Source organism: Massilia sp. CFBP9026, assembly GCF_034045165.1.
GTDB classification, from domain to species: Bacteria; Pseudomonadota; Gammaproteobacteria; order Burkholderiales; family Burkholderiaceae_D; genus Telluria; species Telluria arenae.
In genome coordinates this window covers 16,945-31,771 of sequence record NZ_JAXCWH010000002.1, presented here as the reverse complement: position 1 = coordinate 31,771, position 14,827 = coordinate 16,945, and the positions used below count along the sequence as shown (strand labels likewise).

Annotated in this window: 11 protein-coding genes; 1 reads left to right on the top strand and 10 read right to left on the bottom strand. The window is 66.5% G+C overall.

All coding sequences use genetic code 11. From position 1 onward, the window contains the following. Window positions 1-8: 8 nt before the first annotated feature. The 10 genes from SOM28_RS04275 to SOM28_RS04230 all read right to left on the bottom strand — a co-directional run bounded on the left by SOM28_RS04275 (window position 9) and on the right by SOM28_RS04230 (window position 13,119). Window positions 9-2,969, bottom strand: coding sequence for a glycosyltransferase (locus SOM28_RS04275; RefSeq protein ID WP_320467339.1), 2,961 nt, complete (start codon window positions 2,967-2,969; stop codon window positions 9-11). Window position 2,970: 1 nt separating this feature from the next. Further along, window positions 2,971-4,251 carry an FkbM family methyltransferase gene (locus SOM28_RS04270; RefSeq protein ID WP_320467338.1) on the bottom strand — a complete coding sequence of 427 codons (1,281 nt, stop codon included), beginning with the start codon at window positions 4,249-4,251 and terminating at the stop codon, window positions 2,971-2,973. After that, window positions 4,248-5,273: an FkbM family methyltransferase gene (locus SOM28_RS04265; RefSeq protein WP_320467337.1), complete on the bottom strand. Its 1,026-nt coding sequence runs from the start codon at window positions 5,271-5,273 to the stop codon at window positions 4,248-4,250. The genes SOM28_RS04270 and SOM28_RS04265 overlap by 4 nt, the downstream gene beginning before the upstream one ends. A 17-nt stretch (window positions 5,274-5,290) precedes the next feature. Continuing rightward, window positions 5,291-6,568: an ABC transporter ATP-binding protein gene (locus tag SOM28_RS04260; RefSeq protein ID WP_320467336.1), complete on the bottom strand. Its 1,278-nt coding sequence runs from the start codon at window positions 6,566-6,568 to the stop codon at window positions 5,291-5,293. Beyond that, entirely contained in the window at window positions 6,568-7,368 is an 801-nt protein-coding gene (locus SOM28_RS04255) for an ABC transporter permease (protein ID WP_320467335.1), read from the bottom strand. Before SOM28_RS04255 ends, SOM28_RS04260 begins: the two co-directional genes overlap by 1 nt. A 222-nt stretch (window positions 7,369-7,590) precedes the next feature. Further along, window positions 7,591-8,475 carry a hypothetical protein gene (locus SOM28_RS04250; RefSeq protein WP_320467334.1) on the bottom strand — a complete coding sequence of 295 codons (885 nt, stop codon included), beginning with the start codon at window positions 8,473-8,475 and terminating at the stop codon, window positions 7,591-7,593. A gap of 327 nt (window positions 8,476-8,802) precedes the next feature. Next, window positions 8,803-9,570, bottom strand: a complete 768-nt coding sequence (locus SOM28_RS04245) for a Crp/Fnr family transcriptional regulator (RefSeq protein ID WP_123068627.1) — start codon at window positions 9,568-9,570, stop codon at window positions 8,803-8,805. A gap of 17 nt (window positions 9,571-9,587) precedes the next feature. Beyond that, window positions 9,588-9,896 (bottom strand): VanZ family protein, encoded by a 309-nt coding sequence (locus SOM28_RS04240; protein WP_229414867.1) that lies wholly within the window; start codon window positions 9,894-9,896, stop codon window positions 9,588-9,590. Between the two features lie 65 nt (window positions 9,897-9,961). After that, complete coding sequence (locus SOM28_RS04235) at window positions 9,962-11,197, bottom strand: tetratricopeptide repeat protein (RefSeq protein ID WP_320467333.1); 1,236 nt, start codon at window positions 11,195-11,197, stop codon at window positions 9,962-9,964. Window positions 11,198-11,313: 116 nt separating this feature from the next. Further along, on the bottom strand, window positions 11,314-13,119 hold the full coding sequence (locus SOM28_RS04230) for a CHASE2 domain-containing protein (protein WP_320467332.1): 1,806 nt from the start codon (window positions 13,117-13,119) through the stop codon (window positions 11,314-11,316). Window positions 13,120-13,452: 333 nt separating this feature from the next. Here SOM28_RS04230 and SOM28_RS04225 point away from each other — a divergent pair, with 333 nt between their 5' ends. Further along, a complete protein-coding gene (locus SOM28_RS04225) occupies window positions 13,453-14,808 on the top strand; it encodes a FecR family protein (protein WP_320467331.1) in 1,356 nt (451 codons plus the stop codon). Window positions 14,809-14,827: the final 19 nt, after the last annotated feature.

Sequence of the window (14,827 nt, the reverse complement as noted above, 5' to 3'; positions counted from 1 at the left end):
TCTTATTATTATCGCGTATTGACGAGTGGCGATGCCGATCCGGGCAGGGTCTTGTACCAGCGCTGGCGCACCAGCGCGTCCAGCGCCTGCTGGGCGCTGCCGTCCCAGGTCAGCCATGGCATGCCGGTCGACGGCGGCGCCGTGCCGGCGCGCTGCTGCGCCAGCCAGCCGTTGACGGCGTCGGCCAGGTCTTGCGGCGCCAGGCCTTCGAAGTAGGCGGCGTGCTCGCCGGCCACCTCGCGGAACACCGGCAGGCTGCGCGCCAGGATCGGGATGCCGTGCTGGGCGGCCTCGATCAGCGGCAGGCCGAAACCTTCGCCTTCGGACGGCGCCAGCAGGGCCGAGGAGTTCGCGTAGAGCTTGATCAACATCTCGTCCGAGATGCCGGCCAGCCAGAACAGGCGCTTGGCCTTTTCGGGATGGGCGGCCATGCGTTCGCATACCTTCTCGACCATCCAGCCCTGCTTGCCGACCACCACCAGGTTGACGTCGACCCCGCTCTCCCACAGCAGCTCGAAGGCGGCCAGCGCCTGGGCATGGCCCTTGCGCGGTTCGACCGTGCCGACCATCAGGAAGCTGGGGCGCTGGCCGAGCGCGGCCAGCACCTGGTCGGCCTCCGGCGGCAGGCCGAAGCTTGGGGCGCTGGCGTCGATGTCGGCGCCCAGGTGGAAGTGGGCCAGCTTGAGCGGGCTGCGGCGCGTCATTTTCTCGCGTTCTATCCAGCCGGCCAGTTCGTCGGCCACCGCGCGCGAGATGCACAGCACGCCGTCGGCCACCTTGTGCACGGTGCGCAGGAAGTCGCCGAAATACTGCTCGGTCCCGAACGGGAATACCTCGGGCCGCAGGATCGGCAGCACGTCGTAGACGACGAAATAGATTTCCACGCCGCGCGCGCGCATCTCGAGCAGGCGCTGCTCGTTCTGCGAAGTGCCGTTGGTGAACAGGTCGAGGCCGAAGAACACGTCGCCGGGACGGACCTCGCACGGCGCATCTTCCAGCGCCAGCTCGAATTCGCCCACCTGCTTCATGCCGAAGCCGCGCGCATAGCAATACGGTTGATTCGCGCCGACCGAATACACCGGCTCGATCCGGAAGCCCGCCGGCGGCGCGGCGAACAGCGACAGCAGGATGCTGCGCACCACGCGCTGGATGCCGGTCTTGAGGTCGGACTGCACCATGGCCGAGACGTCGACCAGCAGCTGGCGCTGCGGCGTCGGCGCGCGGTTGAAGGCGATCGCGGCGGCCAGCGCCGGCAGCTCGGCCTGGGCGGCCAGCGGCGCGGCGGCGTTCACCGCGCGGCGGTAGACGGCGTCGCGGCCGTCGCGCGCGAAGGTTTCGATCGCATCGAGGTACAGGCGGCCGACCTGTTGCGGCGCGTGGTGCGCGGCCATGTGCGCCAGCGCGCGCTGCGCCAGGCGGGCGCGCAGTTCGCCATCCTGGCGCAGGCTGGCCAGGGCGGCGGCCAGCGCGGCGGTCTCGAAGCCGTCGTCCAGCATGGTCAGCACGTCGTGCGGCAGCAGGGCGGTCGAACCGTGGGCGTTGACGATCGTCGGCACGCCGTACAGCAGGCAGTCGAGTACCGAGGCCGAGGTCTCGCCGCGGGTGGCGCTGCGCAGCTGCACGGCGCCGTCGCAGGCGGCCAGCCAGTCGGCATAGGCCGCGGCGTCGACGAAGCCGGTGATGCGGATGCGGCCAGCGGCGGCGCTGGCGGCGATTTTTTCCGCCAGCTGCTCGCCATAGGGGCCGGGATCGTTGGCGCCGACGAACACCAGCTGGCAGTGCGGATCGGCGCCCAGCGGCGACGCCAGGAAGGCGTCCAGCAGTTCGGCATTGAGCTTGGTGCTGCCCAGCATGCCGAAGGTGCAGACCACGAAGGCCTCGTCGTCCAGGCCGAGGCGGCTGCGCGCGGCGGCGCGCGCCGCGGCGCGTTCGGCGTCGCTGGCGGCGCCGTCCGCACGGCCGCGCAGCAGCGGGATCGTGCGCCAGCCGTCGGCGGCGCCGGGGCCATACCATTGGTCGGCCAGGGTGCGCGAGAAATCGGAATGCACGATCACGCCGTTGGCGTGGTCGAGCACCGCCTTGTTGAGCGGGTAGGTCCAGATCGACGGATTGCGGCCTTCCTTGCGGTGCGACAGCAGGCCGGTATAGCCGTGCGATTCGTACAGCGCGCGCAGGAAGCCCTTGGGCAGGTATTTTTCGCGCTCGAGGTTGTCGAGCACGCCCGAGAAATAGAAGTCGTGCAGCACCACGGTGCCGGGCACGTCGCGCAGCAGCTCGAACATGTGCTGGTGGGCGTGCGAATTGCCGAAGTGGTAGACCACGCGCTCGAATTCGTGGGCGTGGGCGCGCAGCCAGTCGGGGTCGCGCAGGTGCATGCCGTCCAGGCGGCGGTCGTCGACCTTGTCCTGGGCCACCACCAGCTCGACGTCATAGAACGCCGCCAGCTCGGGCACCAGTTCGGCGCTGTAGTCGGCGATGCCGGAATGGACCGGCGGCAGCGGCGAGACGTAGGCCAGTTTCGGGCGGCTTGCCGGCGCCTGGACCGGGCGCGCGCCGTTGGCGGCGCTGGTCTCGAGCGCGTCCAGCAGCGCGGCCGGATTCTGCGCATCGGCCGGGGCGCGGGTAAGGATCGGATACGGCGCGGAAGACGGCGCAGCTTCGCCGGCGGCGGCGCCTTGCGGGCCGACGGCCAGCGCCGCGGCCGGCATCAGCCCGGCCAGCGCGTGACGGCGCAGCGGCGCGGCCAGGCGCGGGTTCGATCCGAGGTCGAAGGCGCGCACGCGCGCCGCCAGCAGCGGTTCGAGGCGCAGGGTTTCCAGCGCTTCCTGGTCGTGCAGGGGCGCGGCCACCCACAGTTCGCCCTGGTAGCGCTCGTCGGCGCCGCGCGCGCGCGCCAGCGCGGCGCACAGTTCCAGGGCCGCCGGGTCAACCCGGCCGGTGTAAGCGAGAAGATCGATAACGATACGCATGTCAGGAGCTTGTATGAGTGGTGCGGGCGCGCTGCAGGTCGGCCAGCGCGGTGCGCACCGAGACTGGCAAGCCCCGCAGTTCGTCGGGGACGTGGGCCACGTCCGCCGGCAGCGGATCGGGCACCGCCTGCTTGACGGCGACCAGCGTCACAGCGACGCGCCGGCCCAGGGCCGGGAAGCGCAGCAGGATCGGGATCAGGAGGCGGCGCAGCAGTTCGACCCGGGTCAGGCGCTTGACCACGCGCTGCAGCAGGTGCGGCTCGCGCAGCTTGCGCGCCAGGCCGCCGGCGCGGCGCAGCGGACGCGTGATCTTCCACGAGGTGCTGTTTTCCAGCGCCGCGATCTGCCCTTGCAGGCCCTCGGCCCAGGCGCTCAGGCGGGCGGCGTCGGCGTGCACCTGCTCCAGTTCCTGGGTCAGCACGGCGGCGCGGCCTTCGGCGTGCTCGGCGCGCTGGGTGGCGCCATCCATCTGCCACAGCAGTTCCATGGCCTGGGCGTGGAAGCGCTCGACCTGCGCGCCGAGTTCCTTCTGGCGCTCGCCGGCCGCCTGCAGCGCGGCGCCGAGCGTGCGCTCGGCGGCCCAGGCGTGGTCCAGGTGCCAGGAGATGAAGCCGTCGAACACGTTCGGCTGGACGCCGAAGTGGGCCAGCAGCTCGGCGTGTTCCTCGGCCACGTAGTAGCGGTTCAGGCCATCGAACCAGGCGAAGCGGTAGCGCTGGCCCGTCACCAGGTGTTCCCAGCTCTCGTGGTTGGTCTCGCGGCTGTTCGGCAGCGTCGCCTCGATCACCAGCACCCATGGGCGCCAGCGCACGAAGTCCATCCCGCGCAGCACTTCGCCCTCGAAGCCTTCGACGTCGACCTTGAGGAAGTGGATCTCGCCGCGCACGTGTTCCTCGCAGATCGAGGCCAGGGTGCGCACCGGCACCGTGAGTTCGGCCACTTCATGGCCTTCGGCGCGGTGCATCTCGGCCACCGACTGTTCGGGCGAGGCCCAGCCGCGCACGGCCGGCACGTCGTACAGGGTCAGTTCGCCGTCGACGGCGCCGGCCGCGATGGCCAGGTTGACGTCGTGCGGGCGCTGTTCCTCGAACGCCTGGTGGAAGGAGGGCAGCGGCTCGATGCTGATGCCGCGCCAGCCGCGCTCGTAGAAGGCCTTGGTGACCGAGTGCTCGACCGGGTCGTTGGCGCCGACGTCGATGTAGAAGCCGTGCCTGACGTGGCCGAGCGCGCGCCACAACAGCACGTCTTCGCCGTTCTGTGCATACGAAACGAACTGGTTCATGCCGCGCCCTCGTCGAACAGCGCTGCGAGGGCAGCATCGGCCTGGCGCGCCAGCGCCTGCGCGGCCGACGGCTTGTCGTACACCAGCAGCAGCACCAGCGCCTGGGCCAGCAGGCCTTGCGCGTCGGCGCCATGGCGCACGAACACGGCGTCGCCCCAGCCCAGGCGGTCGCGCGTGCGCGCCGCGCTGTCCACGCTCGGGTAGCGGCACAGCGACGAGAAGTCGAGCAGCCAGAAGCCGGCCGCGCGCATCAGGGTCTCGATCTCCGAGAACAGGGCCTGCCCTTCGTAGATCGGCGCGAACGACACTTCGCAGTGCACGACGCTGGTGCGCGCCAGCACGGCGCCCGCATGGCGCAGGGTCGGCAGCTCGAAGCCCTGGATGTCGAGCTTCAGGAAGTCGACCGCGCCTTCGTCCGCGAGCACGTCGTCGAGGCGGCTGGTGGCGACGTCCTCGGTTTGCACCGTGTGCAGGTGGTCGAGGTCGCGCAACTGCGCGGTGAGCGTGCGGTTGAACGGCAGCAGCGAGGAAGTCGCGTCGTCGTTGTTGGCGTGGAAGGTATGGCGGCCGCCGTCCCCGATGAAGGTCGGGTACAGCGTGACCCGGCTGTCCGGGTTGTTGCGGCGGCTGGCCTCGATCTTGTCCTGCTGCGGCTCGAAGCCGACGATGCGGTAGGGCAGGCCGTGGCGGGTCAGCGGGGCGTAGATGTGGTCTTCGTTTTCCAGTTCCTGGGCGCCGATGTCGACCACGGTGAGCGGGCGCGCCAGCAGCGACGCGGCGGCCCTGGCCACGCGCGCCTTGAGCGCATCGAGGCCGGCGACGCCCGGCGCGCCATGGCCCAGGCGGTATTCGTCGGACCCCATCAGGGCCGCCAGCAGTTCGTCGGCGATGGCGCCTGCGGCCAGGCGGCCGCTCCAGTAGGCCAGGCCGGCCGGATCGGGTTCGCGTCCCAGGAAACCGCGGTACAGGCCGCGTACGACGGCGGCGTGGTCGGGCTCGGGGATAGGGGTGATGTCGGACATGATGGGTTCCAATCTGGTCAGCGTATGCTGATGTGCAGCTGCGGGTGCAGGTTGACCAGGCCGCCCCAGGTGATGGCGGCCGGGTTGGGTGCGACCACGAAGCTGTGCACCTCGTGCAGGTAGTTCAGCACTTTCTCGAACGAGCCTTCGCCATGGCCGCCGGCGCCCAGGCCGACAGTGAGCGTGTACTCGTCCGGGAACAGCGACAGGTTCAGGGCGAAGCTGGCCGAGACGATCGCGCCGCGCGCGGCCGGGGTGGAGGCCTGGCGCATGCAGTAGCTATTGGTTTCGAACAGGGTGGCGCCGAAACGGTTGCGGATCTTGAAGCCGACATGGGGATCGGCCACGTCTTCGTGCAGCAGGTAGTCGACCTGCAGGGTCACGATTTCGTCTGCCACCAGGGTGGCGCGCTCGTCGCCGTGGCGGTCGAGCAGGCGCACGCCGACGCAATCGGCGCCGGGCGTGGTGATGCTGCCGGTCTTGCCTCCCAGGACCGTCAGGTGCTCGCGCGCCACCGGCGCGGCGGCGACCGGTCCGCCCTGGATCCGGATCGCGTCCGGGGCCTGGTCAGCGCGGCCGAGCAGCTCGGCCTGGTACAGGTCGAGGGCATCGGCCGGCGCGCCGTCGAAGGCGACCCGGCCGCCGCGCAAGAAGATGCAGCGGTCGCAGATGTTGAGCACGGTGCCGGCGCTGTGCGAGACGAACAGCAGGGTGGTCCCGGCCTTGATGAAGCTTTCGATGCGGGCGAAGCACTTCTGCTGGAAGAACACGTCGCCCACCGCCAGCGCCTCGTCGACGATCAGGATGTCGGGCCGCACGCAGGTCGCGACCGCGAACGCGAGGCGCACCTGCATGCCGCTCGAATAGACCCGCACCGGCTGGTCGATATAGTCGCCGATGTCGGCGAAGGCCAGGATCTCGGGCATCAGCGCCTCGATCTGCGCGGCGTCCAGGCCGATCATCTGGCCGGCCATCAGCGCGTTCTGGCGGCCCGTGAAATCGGGATGGAAGCCCAGGCCCAGTTCGAGCAGGGCCGCCACGCGGCCGTGCAGGGTGACGGCGCCGACCGTCGGCTGGGTGGTGCCGGTGATCAGTTTGAGGAGGGTGCTCTTGCCGGCGCCGTTCACGCCGATCAGGCCGACCGCCTCGCCGGGTGAGATGGTGAAGCTGATGTCTTCGAGCACCCACTTGAGCGCGTGGCGCTGGCCCGGCAGGGTCCAGTCCGCGAGACGCGCCCAGCGGTTCTTGTATTGTTTATAGGCCTTGCCCAGGCCGGTGGCGACGATCGATCCCATTACAGCTCATCCACGATTTCGCCGGCGCGCTTGCGGAACATGCGCAAGCCGAGCGCGCACAGCAGCAGGGCCAGCACCAGCGGGAAGCCCAGGCTCGACCAGTCGGGCAACTGGCCCTTGACCAGCACGGTCTGCCAGGCGCCGATCACGGGCGCCATCGGATTCCAGTCCAGCAGCGGCCGCACGTGCTCGGGCAGGATGCTGGCCGGATAGACGATCGGGGTGAACCAGAACCAGAACTGGAGCGCGATCGTCATGAACTGGCCGACGTCGCGGAAGAACACATTGAGGATGCCGACCACCATGCCGATGCCCAGCGCCAGCAGCACCTGCAGGACCAGGACCGGAACCAGGGCCACGAAGGCCAGGCCAGGAAAATTGCCGGTGACGATGAGGAATACGGTGAACAGGCCGAAGATGATGCCGAAATTGACCAGGGCATTGAGCACCACGATCACCGGCAGGCAGATGCGCGGGAAACTGACCTTCTTGAGCAGGTTCGACTGCTCCAGGAACATGGTTTGCCCACGAGACACGATCTCGGCGAACAGGCCCCAGGTCAGGATGCCGGCGCACAGGTAGATCGAGTAGGCGAAGGTGGAATCCGAGCCGGGCAGCTTGGCGCGCATGACTTCCGCGAAGATCACGGTGTACACCAGGATCATGGCGAGCGGACTGAGCAGGGACCAGGCGGCCCCCAGCATGGCATTGGCGTATTTCGACTGGAATTCGCGTTTGACGCTGCCCAGCACGAAACCGCGGTAGGCCCACAGGCCTCGCAGCATCAGGGGCAAAATCATGGGGTCGTAGGGGGATGCGCCTCGCAGGAGGTCGGGAGGGTTGTCGTCATAGCGGTGCTGAGCGTTAAGAGCGGGATTATACCCCACGGTCCAGCACACAAATTGTTCAATTGTAACGACCTGTCATTGAGTCGCACACTCCATAGTCCCCTGACGCAGTCTCGAAACGTGGGAACGATTCGTCAGTCGGGACGGCAAGGCTGTCCACGCTTGCCGTCGCCGTTAGATGAAACGGCTCGGTCGCCGTCTTTTGATGCGGCGTGTTTCTACCTTTTTGAGACGCAGTTTCTGGCGTGCCGCGTGAAAATATGATTCGTTACCGATTTTCTTATTTTTTTGAATATGAATGTTCGCCAACTGGGCGCCTCCGGCAGCCGCGCGAAAGCCCAATGCGAGAGACATGAAGATGATATACGCGTAAGGAAGAAAGAAACTGATGTCCGACGTTTCTGTTTTCAGGTCGTTATATTGTTTTAATGCCTCGAATAATTTCAGTTGCTCGCGCGCGATGCTTCGACCGGATTCACTCATCCTTTCTGCCTGTTCGATGTCACTGAACAGGGAGGCGAGCGTTCCAATATCATTCATCGACATGCCCGGCATTGCAAGCGAACGCTGGTAATCCGTCCACTGCGTGCAAGCCGGCGCTATGCGATTCATGTTCCGGCACATGCTATCGGTCGCGTCGTAGACCGTGGCGAGCAATTGCCTGTGTGCCCATATCACTTGTTGCTGCGCCCGTTCCAGACGGTGGCCGGTCGATTGGCTTTCCACACCGGCTAGTACGGCACCCAATGTCAACACCGGGGCGAACAGCCAGACGATGTCCGCGCTCAGCCACAGTCGGTGCGCGGCGGGTAGCTTGTAGCCGATCGTCATGCCGGTGATGCCTATGCTTGCAGCAAGCATGCCGAACACCCAGGCTTGCGCGGTGAAGTCCTGAGTGTCGTCAATCCGGCCACTCATAAAAGCCACTGTCAGGACGATCAGAATTGTTGCCGCTGGCCAGAACGCGAATCTGTCAATTTTCCAGTTATCTTCAATGTTTTTATGAATTCTGCGGAAAATTCCTTGTTTGATTTGAGGTGATGTGATTTTTTGCTTCATATATTTCCTTTCATTTGTTAGTGAGCATTAATATTAATGCTCACTGGAAACAAATTCAATAGAGCAAGCAAAGATATTTAAAAAATAACTTTGCTCTTATATGAAGCGTTGTTTATTTACATCAATCGGGGTGGTTGAGCGCGAATGTTGGCCGTGAATGAAAAATATTTATATTGAGGGACAGTATAAATTATTTCTGATAGGGCTTTGGGGGGAGTGGTAGCGCTCGCTGTGGAATAAGGATAAATTTTGCAGGGACCGGTGAGAAATATATATATATGGTCTCTGTCGAGAAGGGTGTAGGAACGGCGATCCTCCAGCGCTCGCTCAACCGCCCTGCGCCAACCTCTGCAGCCCATCCGGATCGAGAATGATGAGCCGGTGTGCATCCTTCTGCACGATCCCCTGCTGGGCCAGCACCAGCAGGGCCCGGGTGACGGTCTCGCGGCTGGTATTGATCATATTGGCGATGTCCTGGTGGGTCGGCAGGTTCTCGACCACGCGCCGGCCATCCTTGTCCTCGGTCTGCTGCATCAGCGCGATATAGGTGTAGATGCGGCGCGTCGTATTGTTAATGCTGAGCAGGGCGCGGAACTCGGAATCGCGCTGGATCTTCTGCGCCAGGTGGCCGAGCATCTTGTGCGCCACCGAGGGAGAGTGCGAGAACAGGTGCAGGGCGGTCGAGGCCGGCAAGAAGGCGACCAGCACCTCGGTGGTGGCGACCACCGAGGCCGAACGGGTCGAGGCGTTGATCAGGGCGATCTCGCCGAAGAAGTCGCCGGCCGCGAGCATGCGCAGGCCGACCGCGCGCCCGTCTTCGGTGACGTCGATTACCTGCAGCTGGCCCGACAGCAGGAACAGCAGGGCGTCGCCGGTGCCGCCCTTGTGCAGCACGACCGCGCGCTTCGGGAAGTGGCGGTAGCGCATCTCTCCCTTGACCTTGATGATTTCCTCGTCGCTCAGGTCCGACAGCAGGGGAATCTTGCGCAGGTGAACCTGGATCTGGCGTTCCTGGAGCTGGGGCGTGGCCCCGGCAGCCGCCTCGGAAGGCGGCGCAGCGGCGGCGCGGGTGGAAAGCTTGGTGCTGGAACTCATCGATTCGTACGGTCTCGTCAAAAATGCCCGGCCATGAACACGGCCAGTGCGGCGCTGCCGATGCCGGCGGCATTGGCGCCAATATCGCGCCAGCAGAAGCGCCGGTCCGGCACCAGCGCCTGCAGGCACTCGATCAGCCAGCCGCCGACCAGCAGGCCGGCCAGCCACCATGCCGCCTCCACGCCGGTCTGCGCGATACGCAGCGCCAGCACGGTCAGCAGCGCATAGGCGGCGAAATGCAGGAATTTATCGTTGGGCAGGGGAGGCAACCAGCGGTTCGGCACCAGGCACCCGATGCACAGCCCGAGGGCCGCGCAGACAAACAAGATCGCATCCAGGCCCATCTCTACCTACCGCTTCTACATTCAGGACAGCGATTGTACTGCCTGCATCAGGGAGTATGCCACTGCCAGCTCAGCTGTAGCTGGCGGTTATTGTACTGAAAGAGCGAGATATTCTCGCGGTTACGCACCGCGCGTGCCTCCAGCACAACACTCTGCTGCTTGCCGATCTGGTAACTCAGCGTGGCGCGCATCACTTGCGTGCGCTGGGCGCGCACCTCGTCGATCAGCAGTTCGGGCGAATACGGCGTGGCGCTGTCCCAGGTCTGGCGCGTATACGCCAGTTCGGCCGTCACGCCCCAGGCGATCGGCTGGCGCAGGTTCAGGCTCAGGTAATTGCCATGGCGGTTACCGCCCGGCCGGTTGTTGAGCGCGCGGTCGGTCAGCAGGCCGGCGCTGACGTTGGTGCTGAACGATCCCGTGTGGTGGCTGAGCAGGACGCGGGCCTCGAACATAGTGGAATCGAAGGCATCAAGATTGGCGTAGTCGTTGCGGGTGGCGGCGCCGATCAGGTGCAGTTGGGTGCGCGGCGGCAACGGCAGGGGCGGGGTGACCCGTACCTGGGCCTGGGCCTGGCGCTGGTACAGGTGGCCGCCCATGCCGGACACGCCCAGCGAACCGGTGGTGCGCAGCAACCACTGCCTGAAGCGCCAGGGCGATTCGACGCCGGCATACAACGCCGCGGTGTCGTAGTCACGCAACTGGTCATAGCGCCGGCCCTGGAATTGCAGGAAACCCAGGGTGCCGTTGGCGGTGATGTCGCGCACGTAGTCGGCGCTCACTTGCGTGTACTGGTCGCGCTTGGGCAGGAACTCTTCCAGCAGCGGCAGTTCGACCGAGCCATCCGGGCCTTCGACGATGAAGGAGGAATTGCTGGCGCCCTGGTTGACGTTGTCGTCCACGCCGCGGGTGAGGCTGATCGCGGTGGAGCTGGCCGGGGTCCAGCTCACGCAGCCGGTGTCGCGCGCCTCGGCGATCAGTTCCAGGATTTCACGGTGCGGGTTGAAACGGGTCTCGACGCTGGCGAACAGGCGCTCGGCCTCGTCGCCCTGGCCCAGGCTGCACTGGATCAGCGCCAGGTCGAGCCAGGCGCCGGCGTGCTGCGGCACCATGCCGATCAGGCGCGTCATCTGTGCCGAGGCATCGCTCTTGCGGCCTTCGGCCAGCGATTGCAGGGCTTCCTGGTACAGCGCTTCTTCCGGTCCGGCGTCGGGCGCCGGGGCATCGGACTGGGCCAGCGCCCAGCAGGGGGCCAGCGCCAGCGCCAGGCCGGCGAACAGGCGCACGCCACGTCGTTCCCGCGCAGGCGGGAACCCAGGTTCGCTCGGGTGGCTAAGATCGGGGGCTTCGGCTTGCAGAAGAATTGGTTTCCCGCCTACGCGGGAACGACGGGCGCGCGCGCTCATGCCGATCCTTCCGGAGCGACGTCGGCGCGGCTGCGCAGGTCGGAACGCGGCTGATCCGCGGTGATTTCGAGGGTAAACAGAGGAGTTGCTCTTTCCTTGCCACGCAAGAGACGCTCGCCGAGGGCGAGAAAACGATGGCGCCGGCTGCGCTCGACCGTGCCGGGACCGATGATGACATCATGCGAAAAATCGCGCGCCACCTGTTCCAGGCGGGCGGCGGTGTTGACGCTGTCGCCGACCGCAGTATAAATGCTGCGGAACGAAGTGCCAAAGTCGCCCGCCATGGCGGCGCCGCTTTCGATGCCGATGCGCACCCGGAGCGGCTTGTGGCCGCGCGCCACGCGCGCGGCGCTGAGGGCGGCCACGCGGCGCGTCATTTCATGGGCGGCGTCCAGCGCCAGGTCGGCGTGCTCCTCGAGCGGCAGCGGTGCGCCCCAGAAGGCCATCATGCCGTCGCCAGTGTATTTGTCGAGGGTGCCCTGGTGGGCGATCACGGGGCCGGTCAGGCAGTCGAGGAAGTCGCGCGTCAGGGTCGCCGCCTCTTCCACCGGCAGGGTCTCGACCTGGCTGGTATAGCCTTCCATGTCGGCCACCAGCGTGGTGACGTCGCACCGGCGTGGCCGCAGCGGATCGTTCTCCTGGCTGCGCAGCAGCTGCTCGACCACGGCCGGCGCCACGTACTGGCGCAGGGTCTGCAGCAGATGGCGTGAGCGGCGCTGGGCCAGCTGCCACTGGTAGGGCACGGCCACCGCCAGCAGGAACAGGTTGGTGCCGAGCGGGCCGACCGGCGCGAACAGCGGGTCGTGCGGCGCCGCCACATAGGCGACCAGGAGCCACAGCGCCGAACTGGCGCCCAGCAGGGCCACGCCGGCGGCGGCCGACAGGCGCGGGAACAGCAGGGTGCAGGCCACGCTCGAGCCCAGCGCGAACAGGCAGGCGATCAGGCGCCCCGGCCAGGGCGCGGGCAGCGTGCCCTCCTGGCGGTCGAGCAGGGCGGACAGGATCGTGGCCTGCACGCCCAGGCCCGGCCGGTTGGCGGCAAGCGGGGTGGAGACGCGGTCGCCCATGCCCAGCGAGGAGGAGCCGATCAGCACCAGGCGCCCGCTGGCGCTGGCGGGCACGATGCGCTGCTCCAGGATGTCGGCCGCGCTCACCACGGTATAAGCGCGCCAGTCGCGTCGGTAGGGGATGCGCATCAGGCCGGTGTCGTCCAGCGCCAGCGGCGCCTGGCCGGTGCAGCAGTTGACCAGGGCCAGCCCCAGCGCCGGATAGGCGCGACCGCCGAAACGGCTCACCAGCGGGACGTGGCGCAGGGCGCCGTCGGGATCGGGAATGAAACCGATCGCGCCGATATGCGGCGCGGCGGCCAGCGCCGGGTAGTTGCCGATATAGCCGGTGGCCGGCACGCCGCCCGCATAGCCGGCGATGGCGCCGCCCAGGTGGCCGTCCAGTACCGGCTGCGGGCGATTGCCGGCGAAGTCGAAGTCGAAGGCCTGGGCCGGCACCAGCGGACCATGGGCGGCGAGCAGCGCCAGGCGGGCGTCGCCGGCGCTGTCGGTGGGTGAGGGCAGCAGGATGTCGAGCGCAACGCCGCGCGCGGCGTAGTTGGCGAGCAGGATCTCGACCAGGTGGGCCAGCCGTTCGCGCGGCCAGGGCCAGGGGCCGAACTCATTGAGCGAGGCCTCGTCGATGTCGATCACCAGGATGCGCGGATCGGGAGCGTCGCTTACCTGCAGGCGCAGGAAAGCGTCGCGCAGCCATTCATTGGGCAGAAAAGATACACGGCTAATCGCCAGACGCATCCAGCTGTTGTCGGAAAGCGACAGCAACGGGGCCTGAATGCCGAATTGCGACCACAGCGTCACGGTAAACGCCAGCGCAGCAATGACCCAGCGGCCGCGGGGTCGTGCTTGTGTTCTCGGATCGGCCACGTGCTGCGCTCTTCTATATAGATGGGTAGAACATTCGGTAAGTGAGCAAGTATATCGTTCGGGTTGCCGCATTGCATTGTTTTTTTAGAAATACGACAAACTGTAAAGTCAGTTGGCGGTCTCGGCCATTGCGTTAAAATGTGATAGTCGTCACAGAACCGTGTCTTGACGGCACGGTACAGTGGAAGGGAAAGGGGATCCATCTTGCAAAAAATACTTATCACCGCACTGCTTGCATGCGCCGCGCAGTTTGCCCATGCCGCGGACGCGGGCAAGATCGTCTTTGTCGCCGGCGCCGCCAAGGCCGGTGACCGTCCCGCCTTGGAAGGCAGCCAGGTCGAGGAAGGGCAACTGCTCAGCACCGGCGCCGACGGCTATATTTATGTCAAGACCGCCGACAACGGCCTGTTCATCCTGCGGCCGCAGACCCAGGCGCGCATCGTCACCTACCGCATCGACCAGCAGAATCCGGCCAATACCCGGGTCAAGTTCGAGCTGATCAGCGGCACCGCGCGCAGCAAGTCGGGCGACGCGGTCAAGCATGCGCGCCAGAACTTCCGCTTCAATACGCCGGTGGCCGCCATCGGCGTGCGCGGCACCGATTTCACGGTGGTGACCGACAACGATACCTCGCGCGTGTCTGTATTTTCGGGCGGCGTGGTGGTGAGCGGCTTCGCTGGCGGCTGCCGTCCGGACGGCGGCGGGCCGTGCGAGGGCGCGACCAGCCGTGAGCTGAGCGCAGCGCAGCGCGGGCAACTGGTGCAGGTTACCCGTGGCCAGGCGGCGCAAGTGGTTGAGGAAACCACGCCAGGGCTGGGACAGCCGGCGCGGCCGGATGAGCCGTTGGCGAAGAAGGAAGAGGGCGAGCAGGCCAAAGTCAGTGTCGAGGCGGCCAAGAATATCGGGCTCATCACGGCCATCGATGCGGTCAAGCCGGGGACCGGCGTGCCGGTCAATCCGGGCGCCGGGAATCCGACTCCCCCCGTGCCGGTGCCTACGGACCCGATCATCACGCCGCCGGTGCCCCCTGTTCCCGAGCTGCCCGAACGTCATGCCATCTGGGGCCGCTGGCAGCCGGTCGGTACCTCGGCGCCAACACTCGATTATGCAGCCGAGGGTGCGAAGAGCGAACTGCTCGCCTTGAATGGCTATTTCGCGCTGTTCCGTACGCCAGGCAAGGAATATGTGACGCCCAATAACGGTAGTGTCGGATTCTCCCTGCGCGGAAGTGAAGCCTATGTGAATACTGAATTTGGCGGCGGTAACATCACGACCAGTAAAGCGACTTTGACGAACGGCACGCTGAATGTCGACTTCGGCAAACGCAGTTTCAACACCAATATGGACCTGGTGACGAAAACCGATACGGTCAGGCTGCGCGGCGAAGGCACGGTCACCGGCGACGGTCAGCTGTATGGGGCGGCCGACGGGCGCCGCGGCTACCTCAACATCCGGGGGCTGCTCAGCAACGAGCGTGGTCCGACGGGCAGTGCCGCAACGATTTTCGATGGCCGTATTGACGATCGGCGCACCGTGAATGGCGCTGCAACCTGGCGCTGATCTTTATCGATGAGCTTTA